This is a genomic window from Acinetobacter sp. FDAARGOS_559 (assembly GCF_003940475.1).
GTDB classification, from domain to species: domain Bacteria; phylum Pseudomonadota; class Gammaproteobacteria; order Pseudomonadales; family Moraxellaceae; genus Acinetobacter; species Acinetobacter baumannii.
This window is the reverse complement of sequence record NZ_RKJG01000005.1, coordinates 1,978,600-2,002,842: the sequence shown is the minus strand read 5'-3', so window position 1 is coordinate 2,002,842 and position 24,243 is coordinate 1,978,600. Positions and strand designations below refer to the sequence as shown.

At 39.2% G+C, this 24,243-nt stretch carries 22 protein-coding genes and 1 pseudogene; 16 read left to right on the top strand and 7 right to left on the bottom strand.

Annotated elements, in window-relative coordinates; genetic code table 11:
• Position 1 precedes the first annotated feature (1 nt).
• From aroK to EGS71_RS11055, 11 genes are all read left to right on the top strand, one after another.
• On the top strand, positions 2-571 hold the full coding sequence (gene aroK / locus EGS71_RS11105) for a shikimate kinase AroK (protein ID WP_000643712.1): 570 nt from the start codon (positions 2-4) through the stop codon (positions 569-571).
• 28 nt (positions 572-599) lie between these two features.
• Complete coding sequence (aroB, locus tag EGS71_RS11100; protein ID WP_001193997.1) at positions 600-1,682, top strand: 3-dehydroquinate synthase; 1,083 nt, start codon at positions 600-602, stop codon at positions 1,680-1,682.
• Positions 1,683-1,697: 15 nt separating this feature from the next.
• Positions 1,698-2,573 carry a hypothetical protein gene (locus EGS71_RS11095; RefSeq protein ID WP_000218804.1) on the top strand — a complete coding sequence of 292 codons (876 nt, stop codon included), beginning with the start codon at positions 1,698-1,700 and terminating at the stop codon, positions 2,571-2,573.
• 460 nt (positions 2,574-3,033) lie between these two features.
• Positions 3,034-7,509 (top strand): glutamate synthase large subunit, encoded by a 4,476-nt coding sequence (gene gltB, locus EGS71_RS11090; RefSeq protein WP_001139945.1) that lies wholly within the window; start codon positions 3,034-3,036, stop codon positions 7,507-7,509.
• Positions 7,510-7,578: 69 nt separating this feature from the next.
• A complete protein-coding gene (locus EGS71_RS11085; protein ID WP_002010587.1) occupies positions 7,579-9,000 on the top strand; it encodes an FAD-dependent oxidoreductase in 1,422 nt (473 codons plus the stop codon).
• Positions 9,001-9,174: 174 nt separating this feature from the next.
• Positions 9,175-10,062 (top strand): metal-dependent hydrolase, encoded by an 888-nt coding sequence (locus tag EGS71_RS11080; protein WP_001017328.1) that lies wholly within the window; start codon positions 9,175-9,177, stop codon positions 10,060-10,062.
• A 129-nt stretch (positions 10,063-10,191) separates the two neighbouring features.
• Positions 10,192-10,782 carry a LemA family protein gene (locus tag EGS71_RS11075; RefSeq protein WP_002010710.1) on the top strand — a complete coding sequence of 197 codons (591 nt, stop codon included), beginning with the start codon at positions 10,192-10,194 and terminating at the stop codon, positions 10,780-10,782.
• A 21-nt stretch (positions 10,783-10,803) separates the two neighbouring features.
• Positions 10,804-11,886 carry a TPM domain-containing protein gene (locus tag EGS71_RS11070; RefSeq protein WP_002011058.1) on the top strand — a complete coding sequence of 361 codons (1,083 nt, stop codon included), beginning with the start codon at positions 10,804-10,806 and terminating at the stop codon, positions 11,884-11,886.
• Positions 11,880-12,440 carry a TPM domain-containing protein gene (locus EGS71_RS11065; RefSeq protein ID WP_002010872.1) on the top strand — a complete coding sequence of 187 codons (561 nt, stop codon included), beginning with the start codon at positions 11,880-11,882 and terminating at the stop codon, positions 12,438-12,440. The genes EGS71_RS11070 and EGS71_RS11065 overlap by 7 nt, the downstream gene beginning before the upstream one ends.
• A gap of 341 nt (positions 12,441-12,781) precedes the next feature.
• Positions 12,782-13,237 (top strand): prepilin-type N-terminal cleavage/methylation domain-containing protein, encoded by a 456-nt coding sequence (locus tag EGS71_RS11060; RefSeq protein ID WP_000993721.1) that lies wholly within the window; start codon positions 12,782-12,784, stop codon positions 13,235-13,237.
• Between the two features lie 331 nt (positions 13,238-13,568).
• Positions 13,569-15,197, top strand: coding sequence for a PglL family O-oligosaccharyltransferase (locus EGS71_RS11055; RefSeq protein WP_001195781.1), 1,629 nt, complete (start codon positions 13,569-13,571; stop codon positions 15,195-15,197).
• A gap of 41 nt (positions 15,198-15,238) precedes the next feature.
• Here the strand turns inward: EGS71_RS11055 and bfr are convergent, their stop codons facing one another.
• The 7 genes and pseudogenes from bfr to gmk all read right to left on the bottom strand — a co-directional run bounded on the left by bfr (position 15,239) and on the right by gmk (position 20,149).
• Positions 15,239-15,703, bottom strand: coding sequence for a heteropolymeric bacterioferritin subunit Bfr (bfr, locus tag EGS71_RS11050; RefSeq protein ID WP_000678123.1), 465 nt, complete (start codon positions 15,701-15,703; stop codon positions 15,239-15,241).
• 244 nt (positions 15,704-15,947) lie between these two features.
• Positions 15,948-16,142 (bottom strand): bacterioferritin-associated ferredoxin, encoded by a 195-nt coding sequence (locus tag EGS71_RS11045; RefSeq protein WP_000289091.1) that lies wholly within the window; start codon positions 16,140-16,142, stop codon positions 15,948-15,950.
• Positions 16,143-16,351: 209 nt separating this feature from the next.
• The gene (locus tag EGS71_RS11040) at positions 16,352-16,735 is read right to left on the bottom strand and encodes a RidA family protein (RefSeq protein WP_000090000.1); all 384 of its coding nucleotides are present in this window, start codon (positions 16,733-16,735) and stop codon (positions 16,352-16,354) included.
• 120 nt (positions 16,736-16,855) lie between these two features.
• Positions 16,856-18,961, bottom strand: a complete 2,106-nt coding sequence (locus EGS71_RS11035) for a RelA/SpoT family protein (protein ID WP_001117590.1) — start codon at positions 18,959-18,961, stop codon at positions 16,856-16,858.
• A 39-nt stretch (positions 18,962-19,000) separates the two neighbouring features.
• Positions 19,001-19,130 (bottom strand): annotated as a pseudogene (locus EGS71_RS11030) (hypothetical protein).
• Positions 19,131-19,168: 38 nt separating this feature from the next.
• Entirely contained in the window at positions 19,169-19,447 is a 279-nt protein-coding gene (gene rpoZ / locus EGS71_RS11025) for a DNA-directed RNA polymerase subunit omega (protein WP_000135049.1), read from the bottom strand.
• 72 nt (positions 19,448-19,519) lie between these two features.
• A complete protein-coding gene (gene gmk / locus EGS71_RS11020; RefSeq protein ID WP_000015937.1) occupies positions 19,520-20,149 on the bottom strand; it encodes a guanylate kinase in 630 nt (209 codons plus the stop codon).
• 122 nt (positions 20,150-20,271) lie between these two features.
• On the opposite strand from gmk, the gene ispH reads away from it, so the two are divergent.
• The 5 genes from ispH to EGS71_RS10995 all read left to right on the top strand — a co-directional run bounded on the left by ispH (position 20,272) and on the right by EGS71_RS10995 (position 24,236).
• The gene (gene ispH, locus EGS71_RS11015) at positions 20,272-21,222 is read left to right on the top strand and encodes a 4-hydroxy-3-methylbut-2-enyl diphosphate reductase (RefSeq protein WP_000407064.1); all 951 of its coding nucleotides are present in this window, start codon (positions 20,272-20,274) and stop codon (positions 21,220-21,222) included.
• A 169-nt stretch (positions 21,223-21,391) separates the two neighbouring features.
• A complete protein-coding gene (locus tag EGS71_RS11010) occupies positions 21,392-21,865 on the top strand; it encodes a pilus assembly FimT family protein (RefSeq protein WP_001214059.1) in 474 nt (157 codons plus the stop codon).
• Positions 21,859-22,419, top strand: coding sequence for a type IV pilus modification protein PilV (gene pilV / locus EGS71_RS11005; protein ID WP_002194578.1), 561 nt, complete (start codon positions 21,859-21,861; stop codon positions 22,417-22,419). The genes EGS71_RS11010 and pilV overlap by 7 nt, the downstream gene beginning before the upstream one ends.
• Positions 22,420-23,421: a PilW family protein gene (locus EGS71_RS11000; RefSeq protein ID WP_002010977.1), complete on the top strand. Its 1,002-nt coding sequence runs from the start codon at positions 22,420-22,422 to the stop codon at positions 23,419-23,421.
• On the top strand, positions 23,418-24,236 hold the full coding sequence (locus EGS71_RS10995; RefSeq protein WP_000149374.1) for a PilX N-terminal domain-containing pilus assembly protein: 819 nt from the start codon (positions 23,418-23,420) through the stop codon (positions 24,234-24,236). The genes EGS71_RS11000 and EGS71_RS10995 overlap by 4 nt, the downstream gene beginning before the upstream one ends.
• Positions 24,237-24,243: the final 7 nt, after the last annotated feature.

Here is a 24,243-nt window from a genome sequence, read left to right as displayed (position 1 = left end):
AATGAAAGCAATTGAAATAGGTGGCGCCTTGCCAAGCAAAGCGTTTGAAACCCTACCAAATATTTATTTGGTAGGGCCCATGGGGGCAGGAAAAACAACCGTTGGACGTCATTTAGCAGAACTATTAGGGCGTGAATTTTTAGATAGTGATCATGAAATTGAGCGCAAGACAGGGGCTACTATTCCCTGGATTTTTGAAAAAGAAGGAGAAGTCGGCTTCCGTACGCGTGAAACTGTCGTTTTAAATGAGCTTACTTCACGTAAGGCATTAGTGCTTGCCACAGGTGGCGGTGCTATTACTCAGGCGCCTAATCGGGAGTTTTTAAAGCAACGTGGAATCGTTGTTTATCTATATACTCCTGTCGAATTACAACTACAAAGAACCTATCGCGATAAAAATAGACCTTTATTACAAGTTGAAAATCCTGAACAAAAATTGCGGGATTTATTAAAGATCAGAGATCCTCTGTATCGTGAAGTGGCACACTATACGATTGAAACGAATCAAGGTGCTGCACGTGATCTTGCCCAAAAGATTTTGCAACTTATTCTATCGAACAAGTTAAAATAGACGAACTGACTAGTGGTTTTATAAATTCATGCAAACTTTACATGTTGAATTAGGCGAACGCCGTTATCCTATTTTCATTGGTAGCCAACTTGACCCGAAACAATTACTAGAGCCTTATATTCATGGTCAACAGGTCATGATTGTGAGTAATGTTACGGTTGCGCCTTTATATTTAAGCCACTATCAGGAAGCTTTGGAAAGTCTAGGTAAAACGGTTGCGACCTGTATTTTACCTGATGGCGAAAAGTATAAAGATATTCAGCATTTAAACTTAATTTTTGATGCATTGCTTGAAGCTGGTTTTAACCGCGATTGTACGGTTTTAGCTTTAGGTGGTGGTGTCATTGGTGATATGGCTGGTTTTGCTTCTGCTTGTTTCCAACGTGGCGTTTACTTTGTACAGGTTCCTACAACCCTGCTTTCACAAGTAGACTCAAGTGTTGGTGGAAAAACAGGTATTAATCATCCGCTTGGCAAGAATATGTTAGGTGCTTTTCAGCAACCACAAGTTGTTTTAGCTGACATGGCACAATTGAATACATTGCCAGAACGTGAGCTTTCGGCCGGTTTAGCCGAAGTAATTAAATATGCACTTTTGGGTGATGAAGATTTCCTGGTTTGGCTTGAAGAAAATATGGATGGCCTAGTTGCAAGAGATGCTGACCTTTTAGCAGAGGCTGTTTATCGTTCATGTGCTCACAAAGCCCGCATTGTTGCCAACGATGAGAAAGAGCAAGGTGAACGTGCTTTACTTAACTTAGGTCATACTTTTGGTCATGCGATTGAGTCGTATCTAGGTTATGGAACTTGGTTGCATGGTGAAGCTGTAGCAACTGGAATGGTTATGGCGGCAGATTTATCACAACGTTTGGGCTGGATCTCAAATGAAGATGTGGCACGTACAAAAAAAATCATTCAACGTGCGAATTTGCCGATATCATGTCCACAAATTCCATTGGATGATTTCCTTGGATATATGGCTCATGACAAAAAAGTTCTTAATGGGCAATTACGTTTGGTGTTGTTAAAACAACTTGGGCAAGCTGTAATTACTAAGGACTTTGATGTTGAACTTATGAAACAAGCTATTTTGGCGAATCAACACGGATAACAAATAAGGTAAAGCATGACTGTATCACGTACACTTTGGCAGAATGTTCAACAATATATCTGGTTGGTTGGTGGTATTGTCTGCTTATTCCTTGCTTTTATTTTTTGGGTCATAACTGATAATAAAAAACTGGTTGAGGTTGAAAAGTCAGCTGATTCCGATGCACCTGTACAAATTCAGCCAGAGAAAGTTGCAACCACTCCTAACTTAGGTGCTTTAGCTGACGAGGTTCGTCCACTGGATTTAACAACGCGAACTGTGGCGTCAGGTGAACATGAGCCTGAGTTTCGTGGCACAAAATTTATTAATGAAAATAAAAAACAATGGACGCTTGAGTTATTCAGAGCTTCTGATGAAGACATCATTAAAAACTTTTTAAAAAGTCGTACTGATCGTAATAAGTTTATTTATTTCCGCTTAAGCGGAGAACAACAAGCAGAACAGTATGTGTTGGCTTACGGAACATTCAAACGTTCAGAAGATGCGGTTCAGCAATTAACACAGATTAATTTGCAGTTACCTGATTCGGTTAAACCTCAGCCACAGCAGTTCTCAAGTTATGCCCCACTGGTAAATGATTTGGGGGCAGATGAGATGAAAGGTGGCAATAATCAGTTATATGAAGTTAGATTGCGTCCAGCGGCTTTGCCTAGAATTGATGAATCTTTATTAATGTCAGCTCCAGCGAGTAGTACCCTAAACACTCAACCAAAACCTGCTAGTACTAACTCGGCTACAAAAACTACTATTGTGCGTCGTGATGCGGCAGGAAATGTGGTTGATGTACAACAATCGAATTCTAATATTGATCAGCCAAATAAACCTGCACAGACACGGGTTAATGAGAATCAACCCAAAAATGCTACAAATGAGGGCACAAGAGGGAACTAAATCACCTTAAGTTGTGCTCTAAAATAGTGCAAATATATGGTGTATTAATATTTTTTGACCAGATGTGGTGCATATTTAGTCATTTTTTAACATGATAACGTGAATAAAATAATTATATTTATAATAAATATAAAGATTTAGGCCTATTTTTCTATTTTGGCACACTTTTTGCTTTATTGTTGTGCTTATTAATGTGCTGCAAACTATTTTAGCCTCTAAGAAGTGAATTCTATGCAGAGTCGTGGGGTCGAACTGCTTTAAAAGAGTGCGAAATAAGTCAAAACATTTTTCTAGCAAAAACCAGTGTACGTAAAAATGGAACAGCGTATATTGGCTTATCCGCCCAAAATTTTTTTTTGCGAAACATTGAGCTAACTATCGTCCATAGGCACTATCGCAAAAAGAAGTTGTTTGTTTGACGCTCGAAAGAGCCTTATTGAAAGAAGGGTACGCTATGCACATGCCATCGCCTAATACTGTAGCTCCCGCTCAAGGTTTATATCAGCCTGATGAGTTTAAGGATAACTGTGGTTTTGGACTGATTGCCCATATGAAGGGTGAATCAAGTCATCATCTAGTAGAAACCGCGATTCACAGTTTAAGTTGCATGACGCACCGTGGTGGTATTGCCGCAGATGGCAAGACGGGAGATGGTTGCGGCTTATTATTGGCGATGCCAAAGCAATTTTTCCGTGATGAAGCAAAAAAACTGAGTGATATTACACTGAGTGAAATTTTTGCTGTGGGTACGGTATTTTTAAATATTGATCCAGCATTAGCACAGCACTCTAAAAATATTTTAACGAAAGAAATTGAGTCAGAAGGTTTACGTGTACTTGCTTGGCGTATCGTTCCAACAAACAACGATGCATTGGGTGAAATCGCGCTTCAATCTTTACCTGCTTTTGAGCAAGTCATCGTGAACTGTCCAATGGGCGTAACTGAGGTTGAATTTAACCGTAAGTTATTCTTGGCGCGTCGCCGTGCGGAACAACAACTCCAAAATGATCCGTTATTTTACGTGACTACGCTTTGCTCGACAGTTATTAGCTATAAAGGCTTAATGATGCCTGCGGCGATTGCCGAGTTTTATACAGACTTGGCAGATGAGCGTTTAAAATCACATATCGTGGTATTCCACCAACGTTTCTCTACAAATACATTACCGCGTTGGCCATTAGCTCAGCCATTCCGTTATCTTGCGCATAATGGTGAAATCAACACAATTACAGCAAACCGTAACTGGGCATTAGCGCGTACTCCTAAATTTGAAAACCCATTATTACCAGGTTTGACTGAGCTTAACCCGATTGTAAACCGTACAGGTTCGGACTCTTCAAGTTTAGATAATATGCTTGAGATTCTGGTGGGCGGTGGTATGGATTTATTCCGTGCTTTACGTATGCTCGTGCCACCAGCTTGGCAGAACGTTGAAACTTTAGATGCAGACTTGCGTGCATTCTATGAGTTCAACTCTAAACATATGGAAGCTTGGGATGGTCCGGCAGGCCTCGTTATTCAAGATGGTCGTCATGCGATTTGTATGCTTGACCGTAATGGTTTACGTCCAGCGCGTTGGGTTATTACCAAAAATGATTACATTACCTTGGCATCTGAAATTGGTGTTTGGGGCTATGAGCCAGAAGATGTGGTATCAAAAGGTCGTGTAGGTCCTGGTCAAATCTTGGTTGTAGACACCCTTACAGGTAAAGTGCTTGATACTAAAGATGTTAGCAATCACTTGAAAAACATGCGTCCGTACCGTGAGTGGTTACGTGACCATGCAATTCGCTTAAATGCAAACCCGGAACTTGAAGAACAACTTGTTGATAAAGGTTTAACTGGCGATGCATTAAAAGCGGCTCAAAAAATGTTTATGGTGACATTTGAAGAGCGCGATCAGTTGTTACGTCCAATCGCTGAGAGCGGCCAGGAAGCTGTTGGTTCTATGGGTGACGATACACCAATGGCTGTATTGTCTCGTCAAGTACGTCATGTGACCGATTACTTCCGTCAACAGTTTGCACAGGTGACAAACCCGCCAATCGACCCATTACGTGAGTCAATTGTTATGTCACTTGAAACCTGTTTGGGCCGTGAGCAGAACGTATTCGAACAAGGTCCTGAGCATGCTGATCGTATCATCATCTCTAGCCCGGTTTTATCAAATTCAAAAATGCAGCAAATTCGTAGCATTGAACGTGCAGGTTATGAGGCGGTTGATATTGATCTGAACTATGCTGAAACCGAAGGTTTACAAGCTGCGATTACTCGTATTTGTGAAGAATCTGCACAAGCTGTTCGTGATGGTAAGACCTTAATTGTTTTAACTGATAAAAACATTCGTCAAGGTTATTTGCCTGCAAATGCTGCGCTTGCGACAGGTGCGGTACACCATCACCTCATAAAAACTGGTTTGCGTACTGATGCAAACATTATGGTTGAAACCGGTTTTGCACGTGATCCACATCAATTTGCGGTGTTACTCGGTTTTGGTGCTACTGCCATTTACCCATACCTTGCATATGATGTAATCAATGATTTAATTGCTAAAGGTGAGCTTTTAGGTGATCCAATCCATGCACAGGCAAACTTCCGTAAAGGTATCGAGAAAGGCTTATTAAAAGTTCTTTCAAAAATGGGTATCTCGACAGTAGCTTCTTACCGTGGTGGTCAGTTATTTGAAGCAGTTGGTTTATCTTCTGAAGTTGTAGATCAATGTTTCTTAGGTGTTCCTAGTCGTATCCAAGGTGCAACATTTGTTGATCTTGAAAATGACCAGAAAAAGTTAGCGGCTACAGCTTGGTCTAACCGTAAACCAATTGATCAAGGTGGTTTGCTGAAATTCGTATTTGGTAAAGAATACCACGCGTTTAATCCAGACGTGATTAACTCGCTACATAAGGCAGTTCGTTCTGGCAAATACGAAGACTTTAAAGAATATGCCGAGTTAGTGAATAACCGTCCGATCGCGACTATTCGTGACCTGTTTAAGTTAAAAACAACCAATCCAATTCCGGTTGAGCAAGTTGAATCGGTTGAAGCTATCTTGCCTCGTTTCGACTCGGCAGGGATGTCTTTAGGTGCACTTTCTCCAGAAGCCCATGAAGCAATTGCAATTGCCATGAATACCATTGGTGGTCGTTCAAACTCTGGTGAGGGTGGTGAAGATCCTGCGCGTTACGGCACAATTCGTAACTCGAAAATCAAGCAAATTGCATCTGGGCGTTTTGGTGTAACACCTGCTTACTTAACTTCTGCTGAAGTCTTGCAAATTAAAGTTGCTCAAGGTGCAAAACCGGGTGAAGGTGGTCAGTTGCCAGGTGGTAAAGTGAATGGCTTGATTGCACGTTTACGTTACTCTGTTCCGGGTGTGACACTTATTTCACCTCCGCCGCATCATGACATTTACTCAATTGAAGATTTGTCGCAACTGATTTTTGACTTGAAACAAGTTAACCCGAAAGCCATGGTATCTGTGAAGTTAGTATCTGAGCCGGGTGTAGGTACAATTGCTGCAGGTGTTGCTAAAGCATATGCAGACTTTATTACCATTTCAGGTTATGACGGTGGTACTGCTGCGTCTCCGCTTTCATCAATTCACCATGCAGGTTCGCCATGGGAGCTTGGCTTGAGTGAAGCGCATCAGGCACTTCGTGTAAATGACTTGCGTGGCAAAGTGCGTGTACAAACTGACGGTGGTTTAAAGACTGGTCTTGATGTTATTAAGGCGGCTATTTTAGGTGCTGAAAGTTTCGGTTTTGGTTCTACACCAATGATCGCATTAGGTTGTAAATACCTACGTATTTGCCACTTAAACAACTGTGCGACTGGTGTTGCAACTCAACAAGATCATTTACGTCAAGAGCACTATATTGGCGAACCACAAATGCTCATTAATTTCTTCCACTTTATTGCAGAAGAAACGCGTGAATGGTTGGCGGCTCTTGGTGTAGCTTCACTTAAAGATTTGATTGGCCGTGTAGATTTACTTGAAGTCTTACCGGGTGAAACAGAGAAACATGCTCATCTTGATTTAAGTGCATTGTTAACTTCTCATCCTGCTGCTGAAGGTAAAGCACAGTATTGTGAAGTAGAAGGTAATGCACCGTTTGACAAGGGCGTATTGGCTGAAAGAATGGTCGAAGAAATGCTTCCTGCAATTGAGTCAAGCGCTGGTGGTCAATTCAACTTTAATGTCGTGAACTGTGACCGTTCAATTGGTGCACGTGTATCGGGTGAGATTGCTCGTCGCTATGGCAACTTGGGTATGGAAGCACATCCGGTTGTAATGAACCTAACAGGTACTGCTGGTCAGTCACTTGGTGTTTGGAATGCTGGTGGTTTGCACATCCGTCTTGAAGGTGATGCAAATGACTATGTAGGTAAAGGTATGGCTGGTGGTCGTATTTCGATCTTCCCACCAAAAGGTTCACCTTTCCAAACACAAAATACAGCAATTATTGGTAATACTTGTTTGTATGGCGCAACTGGCGGTAAGTTATTTGCTGCAGGTACAGCAGGTGAGCGTTTCGCGGTTCGTAACTCTGGTGCGTTTGCTGTTATTGAAGGTGCAGGTGATCACTGCTGTGAATATATGACTGGTGGTGTTGTGACTGTGCTTGGAAAAGTGGGTCATAACTTTGGTGCAGGTATGACAGGCGGTTTTGCTTACGTGCTTGACCTCGATAATGACTTTGTAGATTACTACAACCACGAGTTAATTGACTTAACCCGTATTTCAACAGAATCTATGGAAGATCATAAAGAATTCTTATTGCGTATTATTGACGAGCACATCAAGGAAACAGGTAGTGCTTGGGCTTATAAAATCCGCAATGAGTTCGATTTCTACAGCCGTAAATTCTGGCTTGTGAAACCAAAAGCTGCTAACTTGCAAACGCTTTTGAAAACAACACAAGCTGACCCACAATAATTCCACGACTGCAAAGACATAGGCAGGTGCGGGCAACGAGGAAATCCGCGCCTACCCACGGAGAGAGACATGGCAGAACGCCTAAATAATGACTTTCAATTTCTGGATGTACCACGTCAAGATCCAGAGAAAAAAGATATTACTGTCCGCAAAGCAGAGTTTGTGGAAATTTATAAACCTTTTACTTCGGAAACTGTAACCAATCAGACGCACCGTTGTTTAGGTTGTGGTAACCCATATTGCGAATGGAAATGTCCTGTACATAACTACATTCCAAACTGGCTAAAACTCATTGCTGAAGGCCAAATTTTTCAGGCTGCTGAGCTTTGCCATCAAACAAATACTTTACCTGAGGTATGTGGTCGTGTATGTCCACAGGACCGTTTGTGTGAAGGTGCTTGTACCTTAAATGATGGCTTTGGTGCAGTAACTATTGGTAATGCTGAAAAATATATCAATGACACGGCTTTTGCTTTGGGTTGGCGCCCAGATATGTCACATGTGAAGTGGACAGGTAAAAAAGTTGCAATCATTGGTGCGGGCCCAGCAGGCCTAGGCTGTGCCGACATTTTAGCTCGTGGCGGTGTTAAACCGGTGGTATTTGACAAGCGTCCTGAGATTGGTGGCTTACTAACATTTGGTATTCCAGAATTCAAAATGGAAAAAGATGTGATGAAGCGCCGCCGTGAAATTTTCACTGGGATGGGCATTGAATTCCGCTTAAATACTGAAATTGGTAAAGACGTCACGATTGATGAATTACTTGCTGAATATGATGCAGTATTCATGGGGATGGGAACTTATACCTACATGAAAGGTGGTTTCCCTGGTGAAGATCTTGACGGTGTTTATGATGCGCTTGATTTCTTAATCTCTAACGTGAACCGCTGTCAGGGATGGGAAAAGGACCCAAGTGAATACATTAGCATGGATGGTAAGAAAGTTATTGTTCTTGGTGGTGGTGATACCGCAATGGACTGTAACCGTACTTCATTACGTCAAGGTGCCCACGATGTAACATGTGCATACCGCCGTGATGAAAGTAATATGCCGGGTTCTGCACGTGAAGTAAAAAATGCGTATGAAGAAGGCGTAAAGTTCTTATTTAACCGTCAACCAATCGAGATTGTTGGTGAAAATGGCAAAGTGACAGGCGTAAAAGTGGTAACGACACAAATGGGTGAACCAGATAGTCGTGGCCGCCGTAGCCCTGAGCCAATTCCGGGTTCTGAAGAAGTTTTACCTGCTGATGCAGTTTTGCTAGCGTTCGGTTTCCGTCCAAGCCCTGCTGACTGGTTTGGTAGTGTGAATATTAATCTTGATGGTTCTGGTCGTGTTGTTGCACCTGAACAGCAGGAATTTAAATTCCAGACTTCAAACCCAAAAATCTTTGCTGGTGGTGATATGGTATGTGGTTCAGACCTTGTAGTTACAGCAATCTGGGAAGGTCGCCAAGCTGCTGAAGGTATTTTAGATTACCTTGGTGTTTAATCTAAAAAATCATTATTAAAGTTTTTGATAAAGCCTGCGATATGCAGGCTTTATTTTTTTACCATTAATCAGTTTGATGCTTTTGGCAAATACAATAAGCTTTTTTGCCCTGTTTAGCCCCTTAGTCGCAAGAGATACTCAAAGCTTCCTTCTTCAATACAATAGGTGTTGAATATGAATATCGCAGGTATGACGGCAGAAAAATCATATTTAAATCGTCGAAAAGCGTTGGGTATTACTGTGCGTCGCCTTGAGTTTAATCCTCAAGCTATCAAACGCTATTATTTTGCAAATTCGCCTTTAATGTCTCATTTTTTAACTGCACTCTCTTCAACATTTCCCGTAGGAGAACAGTTTTTTGTAAATAGCGTGCGTAATGTACGTGACAAAGTTTCCAACCCTCAATTGCAGGCACAAATTGCAGCTTTTATTGGGCAAGAAGCAATGCATTCGAAAGCACATGGAGAGTTCAATGAGGCTTGGCGTCGTGATGACTATAATCTGGATCGCTTTCAGAACTGGTTGAATGAGCGTGACAAGTATTTAAGAACAATTTCTCCTAAGCTGCAGCTAGCACTGACATGTGCATTTGAACATTTTACGGCTTTGCTGGGGGGATATATTTTACAGCATCCAGAACTTCTAAAAACTTTGGATCAAGATGCGCTAAAGCTTTGGGTTTGGCATGCTATAGAAGAAATTGAGCATCGTTCAGTTGCATTCGATGTCTATCAACAGGTATATGGTGATGACCGTATTCGTCGTTTACTCATGCGGAGTGTCACTACAGGGTTTGCAAGTCTTGCTTTTTATGGGACAACGCGTTTATTTTGGCAAGATAAATGGAAGAGCTTGCCTAAAATCGGAGGTAACTTATTTGGGCTATATTTGCTTGCTAAAATGCTTATACAGCTAACTCCTGAATATTTTGCTTATTACAAAAAGGACTTCCACCCGAGTCAAAAAGATTATAGTCATATGGTCGATTATTGGAAAAGTTATTTGGCTGATGAATATCAAATGACAAGTTTCCAAGAGGAAAAAAATCCAAGACCAAGCTAATAAAAAACCGGATTTAAAAATCCGTTTTTTTAAATCTATAAAATAAAAGCAACACAATAATGCCAAAATCGTCATACAATCGGGAAAAGTGGTTAAAAATATAAAGAAAAACTTGAGGATAATGTGACGATGAAAATGTTTAAACAACTTGCTATCGCGACAACACTTGCCAGTACCCTATTATTTTCAGGCTGTGGCTATAATACTTTACAGGTTAAAGATGAAGCTGTAACAGCGGCTTGGTCTGAAGTACAAAACCAATATCAACGTCGTGCCGATCTAGTTCCAAATTTGGTAAATGTTGTAAAAGGTTATGCTAAACATGAAGAACAGGTTTTAACAGAAGTTACCCAAGCACGTGCCAATGTTGCAGGCTTGAAGGTTGATAAAGAAGTATTAGAAGATCCAGCATTACTTGAAAAATATCAACAGGCACAAAGCCAGTTAACTGGGGCATTATCTCGACTTATTGCCGTTTCAGAAAATTACCCAGATTTAAAAGCCAATACCCAATTCCAAGAATTGCAAGTTCAGCTTGAGGGAACAGAAAACCGAATTGCTGTTGCCCGTAATCGTTATATTACAACTGTTCAGGACTATAACGCTTATGTTCGTCAGTTCCCACAAGCAGTAACAGCAAAAGTGATTGGCATGCATCCTAAAGCCAATTTCTCTGCAGAAGCATCTGCTCAGCAGGCTCCAAAAGTTTCTTTTGATTAATTTAAATCAAAGGAGTGCCGCATGAGAAATACTATATTGCTTCAGCCTAAGCAAATTAGGGTATTCGTTATTACCTTAATTGTTCTCTGCTGTGGTGTTCTGTTTCAGAATGCGGCTTGGAGTGAGAATAATATTGCCACTGCTACCGATGAAACGGATACGGTAGTGGCAGGCAAAATTATTCAACAGCAGCAAGCTCAAGCATCTAAGCCTCAAATAAATTCTCAGGCAGCTTCGAGTGTCACACCTCAAACGCAAGTTGCAAATGATATGGCTGATGGTGAATCAATTCGCGGTTTACCAACATTAAATCAACCGGTCATTGATCAAGCTAACGTTTTGAGTGAAACCGAAAAACAACAGCTTAGCCAGAAAATCTTAAATCTGTACCAGCAAGGTAAAGCACAAATAGGTATTGTGATTGTACCAACTACAGGTCAAGAAGATATTTTTGATTATGCTTTGCGAGTAGGTGAAAAATGGCAACTCGGTTCGAGTAAACGAGATAATGGCTTACTTATCGCAGTTGCAATTAATGACCATAGAATACAGATTCTAACTGGATACGGTTTAGAAGGGGTATTACCTGATATTGTTGCAAGTCGAATTATTCGAAATCAAATTACCCCTTATTTTAAACAAGCCCAATATGCTCAAGGACTAAATGCAGGACTTGATGAAATTGGAAGAATTTTAAATTTAGATCCGGAAGTTGCTCAGCAAGCTGCTCAAGATTTAAAAGAACGCCAACATCAAGCTGCCGAAGAACAACAAGCCAAACAAACAACGCTTACAATGGCTTTATTTATTCTTGTTGCTGGGGTTGTGGGATCATTTATTGTCGGTCGACCACTTAGCGCGTCAACAGCAGGAGTTGCGGCAGCGGTAGCTGGTTTCGTAAATGGTGCTGGCATAGTAATGAGTTTACTACTAGGTTTTGGTATTTTCTTTTTACTCATAACTTCAATTGCTCAATTGATTTTACAGGCTATTCTGAGTGGAGCTGGTGGCGGTGGACGCGGAGGAGGCTTTGGCGGTGGTGGCGGAGGCTACGGCGGCGGTGGTGGACGTTTTGGCGGTGGAGGTGCTTCAGGCTCATGGTAACAACATCAGAAACAACCCAAATTATTACTCAGCCAAAAATTGAGGAATCTGTAGAGCCCAGTTTAAAACGTTGGTTTAAGCATTTTTGTTATTTACCTGCAAGTAGCCGATATTTTTCTAAACAAGATAAACAAGCTATTGCTGAGGCTGTACAGCAAGCAGAGCATGGACATGTTGGCGAAATACAGGTTGTCATAGAAGGCCATATCCCATGTTCACAAGCGTATAGACAAAATACACGTTTAAGAGCCCAGCAATTATTTGCAGAACTGGGTGTATGGGATACAGAGCTCAATAGTGGTGTATTGCTCTATTTAAATCTGTGTGAGCGCACAGTAGAAATCATCTTTGATCGTGGGATTAGGAGTGCAACTACTGAACAAATATGGCAGCAGATTTGTAAGTCGATTGTAGAGCAGCTTCAACAAAAGCAATACCAGAAAGCTGTAGTTACAGGAGTTCAGCAAATTGGAGAAGTGATGTCACGCTTTTACGATGAAAACATGCCAGATCAATTAAATGAATTAGGAAATGCACCTATCATTATCAATTAAATGATTAACTCAAAAATTTAACTGTTTTTAGAATTTTTGCTCAAAAGGTGACTGACAAAAAATGTCACCTATTTGATTATTTTTATAGAGATTTTTATCACATTCGATATTAAAAAAATGAAATAGGCAATAAATTAATTTTTATCGGTGATTCAGTCCTACTAAATTCCTAGTGACAGTTTTTGTCAGTTAATTACAGCTTAAGCTATTAAAAATAAGACTTAATAAATTATAAGTTTATGTTTTTTAACAATAATAAAAGTTGGCATGGTTGCTGCAATATATTTCATAGCTGAAAAAGCTTATATAAAAACATACATACAATCTTTGGGGAAAAGGCTATGAATGCACAAAAAGGTTTTACATTAATTGAACTCATGATCGTGGTTGCCATTATCGGTATTTTGGCTGCGATTGCGATTCCAGCGTATCGTAGTTATATTGCTACTTCATATGGTTCACAAGCGAAAGGTGGATTGGATGCTGTTATTGGCAAAGTACAAGCATGTATCCAAACTGGAGTTGGTTGTGAGGACCTAAATACTACTAAAGAACTTGCTGCTGCTAAATATCAGAACAGATTAAGTGTGGTGGCTCCTGCTGATGGGCAAGTTGCTGAAGCAACATCTGCAACCTTAAAATGGAAAAATGAAGGATGTATCGTTCAAGTTGCTGCTGCAGCTGACGGCGGAATTGCTTATAAATTCAACTTTATTACAGGTAAAGCAACAGCTGCTCAATGTGCTAAAGGAGCAGGCTTAGATGCTGCAGCTGATTTAGATGGTGCTTTAAACTAAATTTAAAATTTTTTAGTAATTCAATCGCAAGTTAAATTTTAATCTAACTTGCGATTTTTACTTTAATATCTTGAGATTCTATAGAGAAATTTAAAAATAGTTAATATTGAATTGATTCAATTTGGCTTGTTCTAAATTATAAAAACTATCTTGAACTTTTATATATATTTAAGAAAACATTAATCATAGGCATTTGAAAGTTATTAATTTGATTTTAGTTAAATTATAGATTTAAGTTTTGGAAAGTATTACAAAGATAGATATGCAACCTGATTATTCTCACTTTCTTCCATGTATAATTCCCACAAGTTTTGGCCTTTAACCTCTCACTATGCAAGTATTCTTTCTATTCCTCGCTGCAATCCTGTTAGGTTCTGCATGGTTATCCCCATTTCACTATAACCCTTGGGTAATGTTTTCTAGTGAAATGAGTACTTTTGCGGCAGGTTTAAGTGTCTTAGCTGCACTTTTTTATCAAAATATTAAAATTCCGCGGGCACAATTATTGCTATTGCCATTTATTTTAATTCCAGTGGTGCAGTGGGCTTTTGGTCTAGTTTTTGATTTTAGTACAGCTTTGTTAAGTTCACTTTACTTATTAGGCTTCTGGTTTATGGTTGTGGCGGGTTATAACTTGTCACTAAATCAACAAAAGCGAGATCAAATTTTTACAGGCTTTAGTTTATTACTGATTATTGTATCCATTGCGACCAGTTTTATTGCGATATGCCAATGGTTAAATATTGAGTCTCATTTTGTGCATATGTTGCATTTAATTGGTAACCGTCCTTACGGCAACTTTGGTCAACCTAACAATATGGCAACCTTTCTGATTATGGGGCTATTAGGTTGTCTATTTTTATATGAAAAGAATAAAGCAACAGTTTGGTTACTTTTCCCTTCTGCACTCATTATCTTGTTTACAATCGCTTTAAGCCAATCAAGAACGTCTTGGGTCGTTTTTCCATTTTTACTTATCTATTGGATAGTTAAACTATTTGGAAAACAAAAAAGATTTGGTTTTATTCAAGGGTTCTTGTGGTGCGCTGGTTTTTTTGTAATAGCTGGCGTGATTCTGCCATTTGCTACTAGTTTAATTGAAGCATGGTCAAGCACTGATGTAACCCAAGCAAGTAGTTTAGTTGAAAGAGCAAGCTCTGGATATTTACGTTTTAATATCTGGACCCAAATGCTACTTGCTGTACAGCAGCATCCTTGGTTAGGGTATGGTTGGAACCAAACCAGTGTGGCGCAAATGTCAGCCTATGCTCTTTTTCCAACAACTGAGTGGACGACCAGTGCCCATAATATTTTATTAGATCTCATCATCTGGAACGGTATTCCAATAGGTATAATCATTATTGCTTACTTTGCATGTTGGTTCCTTTGGCTAAACCAGCAGGCTAAAGAAACTATCTCAATTATTGCAATTTTGATGGTGTGTACTGTACTCATTCATGCCATGTTAGAGTTTCCTCAACGCTACGCTTACTTCTTACTTACTTGTGGTTTCTTATTAGGCATAGTTCAGGCACAGACACCTGTACTCAAAGGTATTGTACTCAACAAGCAGGTTCTTCGTTTAATTTGGGGAATAAGTTTAATACTTCTGGTAGCAATTTGGCGTGACTACAATGTCTATGTCACAAATAGTAATTTGTTGTTTAAGAATAAACAGCCAAATGCTGAGGTTTTGGGAAGTAATCAGATTTTTGTTTTAACGCAGTTTGAGCAGCGTTTAAAATGGATTGAGATGAAGCCTGAAACTACTTTATCTGATGCTGATTTAGCAGTCTGGGGTAGTTTCGTAAAAAATAAAGCAACGCCTTATAACTTGCGTAAATATGCCCAGCTACTTGCCTATAATGGAAAAGTAGAACAGGCCGAGCAGCAAATATTTATTTTGCAGTATCTTTATCGACAACAAATAACTTTGGCAGAGTTGTTAAAAGATAAATAAAAAAAATCCCCTTGAGTACAAGGGGATTTTTTTATGAGTAATTACATTTGGCTTTGGATATAATTTTCGATACCAACACTGCCAATAAGATCAATTTGAGTATCTAACCAATCCCAATATTCTTCCTCTTTTTCTAAGATTTCTTGTACCAAATCACGAGTTACATAGTCTTGTTCTGTTTCGGCTAAAGCGACCGCTTTCTGAATTGCTTCAATATTTTCTTTTACTTTACGGATGTCGCATTGCAGAACTTCTTCTGTATGTTGACCGATATACAATTTACCTAAGTGTTGAAGATTAGGGAGACCTTCTAAAAATAAGATACGCTCAATAATTTTATCAGCATGCTTCATTTGGCGAATTGATTCTTTATATTCGGCAGAACCGAGTTGTTCAATTCCCCAATCATTAAACATACGAGAGTGTAAAAAGTATTGATTAATCGCAGTTAAATGATGATACAGCACTTGGTTGAGCTGATTAATGACATCACGATTGCCTTTCATTGTAGCTACTCCAAAACAATTTCTGCCTTAATTCAATTAAGGCAATCTATAAATTCATTTTAGTGAACAATCATGGATATGGCGAGTAATTTATGGAACAGCAAATGAAAATCGCAATCAAAAACAACACAATATTGGTAAATGTGAATTTCCTTCCAAAAAAAACCGCTTCAATGAGGAACATTTAACGTTCCGCAAAAAGCGGTGGAGGAGTCAATAAATTTTTGTTAAATATTAATTTTTATTATGCAGCTACAGAAATGCGCGCAGCAATTTCTGCTAATTCTTCACTAATAATAGCACGTGCTTCTGGTGCACAGCGTCCACAGCAAGTACCAAGATCAAGCAAATCGCGAATTTCACGATAGCTTTCAGCGCCATTTTCAATAGCGTCTTTAATATCCTGATCGGTAATGCCACGACACAAGCAAACGTACATGGGAGTGATCCCCAAATATAAATGCGATAATTGATATTATTGATAATTATTATCGTTTGTCAATGAAATTCATTTAAAATCTAATTTATCGTTATTGGGATTTTGGATAAAAAAATACCACCTAAGCGGAAATCTGAGAGTTACTCAGCTTTTTAAGCTGGGGTGGTATCTAATTTTAGAGCTAAATAATTTCTAGTTAATATTTTATCTTACTGATTAATAATAACAATTCCATCCATTTCAACTAAAGCCCCTTTAGGCAGGCTTGCTACACCAAGTGCAGCACGAGCTGGGTATGGTTGAGCAAAATATTCGCCCATAATTTGGTTAACGAGTTGGAAATTAGATAAATCAGTAAGAAAAATATTGAGCTTTGCAATATCTGCAAGTGTGCCGCCTGCAGCTTCACATACTGCTTTAAGGTTATCAAAAACACGGCGGATTTGAGCTTCAATACCGTCTACAAGTTCCATACTGTAAGGATCTAAACCAATTTGCCCTGATAAATATAGTGTGTTACCTACTAAAATGGCTTGAGAATATGTGCCGATGGCAGCAGGGGCATTTTCAGTATGAATGACTTGACGGGACATTTGGTTCTCCTTGATTAAATCTTTTTTCATCATAATCGATGATACGTTTTGACAAAAGTATCATCGATTTAATTGATTAGGTACTTCTAGAAGTTAGATTTTAGTAAAGCAGAACAAATTTTAGCTGACTTTGGAAATTTCCATTTGTGGAGCAGGGGCGTCTAGACGCTCAATACGTGGGAAGCCATAGTGCATTCGTAAATCACGAATGACTTTTGCAATATGTTTACGGTTGTTTACTACAATATTGACGAAAGTACGCTGTTCGTTGGAATGTACCATTTCTACCCCAGCATTATTTTTACGACATTGGTAGATGAGGTCTGATACCTGTTCATCATTCATTGCCATATAAATCGCAAGGTAAGCAGTAAAACGTACATCATCTACGTCATCTGCTTTCCATTGAAGCGGCATAATGTTTTCTGGGTGTAAATGTTGTTCATGAAGCAAATTATGACAACGAATACGATGCACAATTAAACCACGTCGTGTTAAATGGCCTTGAATTGGGTCGCCTAAAATAGGATTACAACAGTGGGCATATTTAACATCAATGCCTTCAGTACCTTGAATTAGTCGATCTGAATTTTCTGCTCGAGGATGCTTGTCATTTGCAAACAAATGGTTAGCTACAAGTTGAGGAAGTAAATCTCCAACAGCAATTTGCTCAAATAATGCATCTTTATTATCAATATGACGCCATTGTAAAAGATCTAACCAATCTGCATCTGAAAGGTCGTTAATAGAACGATTAAAGAGTTTTAAAGCTCGTGAAAGTGCTTGGGCACCAACTAAACGTTGTTCTTCAATATCTTGGTCTTTGAGTACGTGCTGTAAAGCACGGCGAGCTTTTTGAGTATTAATGAAGCTCAGCCAATCTGGATTTGGCGTTGCTAAAACGTCAGTAATAATCTCAATAACCTGCCCACTAACTAATGGTGTAGAAAGTGGCTTAATTTCACCATCAACTTTTGCACCTACCGCATGGTTGCCTAAGAAAAGACTAGCTGAATAGGCAAAATCAACTACTGTGGCACCTTGTGGTAATTCATGTAACTGGCCATGTGGTGTGTAAACCCAAATTTTTTCTTGATGTAAATAATCAAGTAAGTCATTAAAAGTCGTTTTAGCGCATTCACCATCAATGAGTGTATTTAGGTTCTGCATGGAAGCTTGAATGGCAGAGCGGCAAGTTTGTGGAGCATTTTCGCCGAGTACTACACCGAAACGTGCAGCTTTACGCATCAATTCAGTTTGAATAGTGAGCGATAAGGTGGTTTTTTCACCCTTAAGCTTGATCATTAATGACTGATTACCACCTGGTAATGGCCGGCGGATATGATCTTGATATTGGATGACTTGAAAATTTTCTTTTAATGCTGCTACTAAACGATCGCAGTCTGCAATGGATTGCAAAACGATTTCAAAGGCATGGCTATGAGTAAGTTCTTGTAAATCCATTTCATTTTTTACGAAATGGCGTAAGAGCTCAATATTATTATTTTTCTTTTTAATTCGACCTTGAATATGATAATTGTGGAGAAGCTCCGCAAGATTTTGTTCCCAGATACTTTGGTATTTACATCGCTCTGGCTTGGTTTGAAGCAACGCATTTTGAACGTTATCAAACATATCTAAATCGAGATTTTGATAACATAAATTTTCAAGGTTATCGGCCATTTCATTCATGCCGACTAATCTTGCCATCGGTACGAAAATATCAAAGGTTTCTTGAGCAATACGAGCACGTTTATCGGGACGTAAGGCGCCCAATGTGGTCATATTGTGGTAGCGATCAGCTAGTTTAATAATAATGACGCGTGGATCTTGCAAAGTAGCCTGTAGAATTTTTCTAAAAGAAGCAGCTTTATTATATTCTTTATCGCTCGACTGGCTTAGTTTGGTTACGCCATCAACAAGCTCTGCAACTGTTTGTCCAAATCGCTCAATAATATCGTCTTTTGTATATTGAGTGTCTTCAATGACATCATGTAAAAGTGCAGCCATTAATGTTTCAGGATCCAGACGCATATTCGCTAAAATACAGCTAACCGCGATAGGATGCAGAATATAAGGTTCACCACTTTTACGGGTAATACCAGTGTGTGCCAGATCTCCAAAATCGCAGGCAGCAAGCACTTTTTCGACTTCACTTACCGATAAGTAAGGGTCGATAATTAATTTGAGCTGTTGCTTGGCTTGGCTGACCTCTTCGCCTGGCATAGACCACCCTTTTTCTGTTGCTTAAAAAACTAAATCTATCTACTTCTTAATGAAAAGCATATTGCGGAACTTGTCAATTTTTTCGTTTGAAAAAGTGTATTTTTTTTTCAATGAAAATAATTGCTTTTACCAATATGTTTTAAATATGCAAAGCCAAATAAAAAACCATCGCAAAAAAACGATGGTTTTTTATAGAAACAGGAGTAATTAGAAAGAAAAACCTTCTAAATTTAAGCTGTTTGTAGAAAGGGCAAGATCAAGACTAGAAGTTTGATAATCTTGCTCACGTTGTTTAAGAATTTCTTTCGTTACGTGACCTACAGCGATTTCACGTAAAGCAACAACTGTTGGTTTGTCGTTATCCCATTCTACAGTTGGCTCCATGCCTTGACGTGCCAATTGTCGAGCACGTTTACTTGCAACGAGCACAAGCTCAAAACGGTTGTCTACATGATCTAAACAATCTTCAACGGTGACGCGTGCCATAAAAGTTCTCGTTTTGGAATGGTAAATTTGAACAGACTAAATAGTATAAAAGGCTTTCGTTCCAGACTCAAGTTATTCCTGTTTTGGTTGTGGAGTAATCAAGTCTTGAATTAGATTTTGATGTCTTTTTGCCTGTTGAGATAAGACTAAACGATTTGCTGTAATGACGGCTTCAAGCTCATGTAAGGCTTTATTAAAGTCATCATTAATGATGATATAGTCGAAATTTACATAATGCTGCATGTCTTCAACAGCACAGCTTAAGCGGTGTTCAATAACTTCAACAGAGTCTGTACCACGGTTAGATAAACGTTGACGTAAATCGAATTGAGTAGGTGGTAAAATAAAGATCTGTTTAGACTCAGGAAACAGCTTGCGTACTTGCTCTGCACCTTGCCAGTCAATTTCAAGCAAGACATCATGTCCTTGAGCTAACTGTTGTTTTACGGTTGCTTGTGAAGTGCCGTAGTAATTACCAAATACTTCAGCATATTCGATAAATCCACCTTGGTTCACTTGGTCTAAAAATTCATCTTTTGTTGTGAAGTGATAGTGAACACCATCTAACTCACCTGGTCGTTGACCTCGGGTAGTATGCGAAACTGAAACATGTAAATTGCTCACACGGTCAAGTAGGGCTTTCACCAAAGATGTTTTGCCCGTTCCTGATGCAGCAGAAACGACAAACAATAGACCCGACATGATATTTTTCCTGATATGATAAAATATCTTCGCTATTGTAGTGTACCGTGCGTTTAAACTGAATAGTTTTAACTGCAAATATTTACGAGAAGTTCCCCTGTTTTATTAATTTTGAGGCTGTTATGGAAATTGTGTTAGCTAATCCGCGTGGTTTTTGTGCCGGTGTTGATCGAGCCATAGCAATCGTCAATCGGGCTTTGGAATGTTTTAATCCTCCTATTTATGTACGTCATGAAGTTGTACACAATAAATTTGTGGTAGATGACTTACGCCAAAGAGGGGCTGTTTTCGTTGATGAGCTGGACCAAGTGCCAGATGATTCTATTGTAATTTTCAGTGCGCACGGTGTTTCAAAAGCAGTTCAGCAAGAAGCAGAGCGTAGAGGCTTAAAAGTATTTGATGCGACTTGTCCATTGGTGACTAAAGTACATATTGAAGTAACTAAATATGCTCGCGAAGGGACAGAAGCTATTTTAATTGGTCATGAAGGGCACCCAGAAGTTGAAGGTACGATGGGACAATATGACAAATTAAAAGGTGGCGATATTTATCTGGTTGAAGATGAGGCTGATGTGGCAGCACTCGAGGTTAGACATCCGGAAAAATTAGCATTTGTTACGCAAACGACCTTATCTATTGATGATACAGCAAAAGTGATTGATGCTTTGCGTGCGAAATTCCCGAATATTCAAGGTCCGCGTAAAGATGACATCTGTTATGCAACTCAAAATAGACAAGATGCAGTACGTGACCTAGCTGAAAAATGTGATGTTGTGCTGGTTGTTGGCTCACCTAACTCGTCAAATTCGAATCGTTTACGTGAGCTTGCTGAGCGTATGGGGAAAGCTGCTTATCTAGTAGATAATGCAGATCAACTTGAACAATCATGGTTCAATGATACTTGTAAAATTGGTGTTACAGCGGGAGCTTCTGCTCCAGAAATTTTAATTAAGCAAGTGATTCAACGTTTACAAGATTGGGGAGCTCAGGCGCCTAAAGAATTAGAAGGACGTGAGGAAAATATTACTTTTAGTCTTCCTAAAGAATTACGTATTCATGTGACCCAAGCATAAAATGTGACTTATTTAACATACTGATTTTAAATAGTTAAACAGATAATTGTTAACATGACAGTTATCTGTTTTTTTATACCCTTTGTCTGTTTTGTATTTGTTTTGTAATTTGTAAAAGTAAAATTTAAATAAGAAATAAAAAATTTTAGTTTTATTTGGGGTTCTGGGGATGAGGGGAATTATTCCGCAAGAAGGGTTCACCTTGGTCGAGCTTATGGTGACGATTGCGGTCATGGCTATTATTGCACTGATGGCTGCGCCATCAATGTCAAATTTATTAGAAAGTAAACGTTTAGATGCTAATCAAAGAGACTTAATCAACACTTTATCAGAAGCGAAAAGTCAGGCAATTTTAGGTCGTCAGAATGTTTCTGTTAACTTGAACTCAACAGCTTCAAATACACCCACTTCATTAAATTGGAAGACAGCTTCTAATAATACTCTTGAGCTAAAAAATATAGCCGCTGATGGTACGCAAAGTTCTTTAACGACTACCACTTTAGCTTTTAATGCAAATGGAGTAGTGGCAAATATAACTCAAGATACGCTTTTATCTATTTGTAATTCTAGAATAAATAAAAAGAAAGTCATTATTTTGACCAAGCTTGGCACTTTAGTTTTTAAGGCCGAGGAGACTTGTTAATGCATCACTATAAGCAAAAAGCCCAAGCTGGGGTGGGCTTACTCGAAGTTTTGGTTGCCTTAATTTTACTTGCTATTGGAGTTTTAGGTTATGTTGCCTTGCAGCTAAGAGCTATGGATGCATCTTCAGAAGCATTAAGTAAATCTCAAGCCATTCTAGTGATGAGGGGATTAGCAGAAAATATCCGTACAAATAGTACTCAAGCTAGCCAGTATCCTACATTTGTGCGTAGTTATAGCAACTATACATCTGATACTCCTGCACCCACGTCATGTTTTAACTCTCTATGTACTGCCTCCCAACTTGCTCAATTTGATGCCTATCAAGCAGCTAGAAATGCTAATCAACTGGGTATGAGAATTACGATGTCAAATTGCCCTGGCGTTACAAATACAATGGTGCAACAACGCCAGTGCCTATTTGTCTTTTGGGGTAAAACTGCGCCAGTGATTACTACAAATGGAACAAATACTAGTGTGGATGTTTCAAGTTGTATGAGTAATAACGGTGTTTACGTGAATAATTCAACTTGCTTAATGATGGAGGCATATTAAATGGCTCAATCATTTATTTCTAATAAAGAACAAGGTTTTACCTTGATTGAACTTATAGTCGCCTTAGCTTTAGGCCTAATATTAGTGGCTGCTGCAACACAGCTATTTATTGGAGGGCTTTTATCCAGCCGATTGCAAAAGGCCAATGCTGAAATTCAGGACAGCGGTATTTTTGGTTTGGAATATATAGCACGTGATATACGGCTTCTAAATTATGGAAATGTTGTAAATCCACAATTAACAGATACAACGCCTTGGGGAGGTATTGTATTAACAGGTTCAACAGCAACAAATGCCAACAATATTAATTTTATTCCAAAAGTTGATACAAATACTTATATTCCGGAAGCGTTATTAAGCCGTGGTGCAGGTGATACGGTAAGTACAGTGAATAACCACTGGAAAGGTCTTTCAAATATACAGAATAGTTCAAATGCTGAAGTACAAAGCGATCAACTGACTATTCAATTCATTGCCCCGACCAATATGACTAATTGTGAAGGTTTGAATGTGTTAGCGGGGGACCTAATAGTTCAACGGTATTTTTTACGTGTTGATAATAATGGTAGCTCTCAACAGGATTATGCACTTGCATGTGATGCGAATACCCCTGCGGTTAGTGCTACAGCGCAACCTGATATCGTTAATGGATTAGGAGATGCAGGGCAAATTATACTGCCTCGTATTGACCATTTTCATGTCTTATTAGGTGCGAAAAACGCAGCTGGTAATTTTGCTTATTACACAATTCCTCAGTATCGGGTGGCTGCACAAGCTGCTCGAGATTCGAGTCCAGCTGTGGCTGCTCCAAGAATTCTGTCAATACAAATATCGGTATTAGCCCGTTCTACAAATAATGCTCAAAATAAGGCAATAGACCCTAATCAGTCTTTTCTTATGCTAGATCAAAATGTGCATGCTGCTGATAACAGAACTCGCTTTTTGCGACGCGTATATAGCGTGACAATTGCTTTACGCAATGCAATGGGGGAAACAATATGACCCATTTAAATTATAAAAATATTAAAGGTCGATCTAAGGAAACGGGTGCCACACTTATTGTTGTACTTATTATTTTATTGATTGTTATTTCTGTCGGGGTTTTGGCAATAAGAGTAGCGATTGTTTCTCTAAAAGTTGCAACTAATAGCCAAGTTGGCCAATTAAACTTTCAATCTTCAGATACTCCGTTAGAGCTTATTGTGCAGATGAACCCAACCACATTGACAAATATTACCAATGTGATTGGAGCAGCACTGAAAGCACATGAAAGTAACCCTGGTGCGGAATATAACTTTTGCTATAAACCAACTTCTACATCTGTAAGTTTTGCTCAAACTCGGGGGGCAAGTTTGCTTCGAGCTGGCAGCGCCAATAATGCTGTGGTTGAAGATGGTGGAGTAGCAGGTTTCTGCGATTTAACAAGTGACTATGGGAGTAATCGTCAAGCGGTAGTTACTCAAGTTGCTGTCAGTATCCCAACCGATGCCATGGCTGATATTCCGGGTTCAAATCTACCTCGGGACATAAATCTTTCCGAAGGAACCCAACTTCCTAAAAGCATGCTATCTACGCAACGTATTCGGGTTATTACAACAGCGTTTTTACCTGCTTATGCCTCGACTTCTTTAGAAACTCTGCAATCTGATTGCTTAAGTACGAGTTCCGCAAAAATTAGTGACAACTTTGATAGTGCATTAACGGATAAGCAAACCCTAGCTGATTGTTTGGCAAACCATAACGTACCCTTTAGTACTCAAGTTCAAGAATTTAACTATACCAATAAGCTGACTGAAATCACGGCACCAGGTTCATAATGGGGAA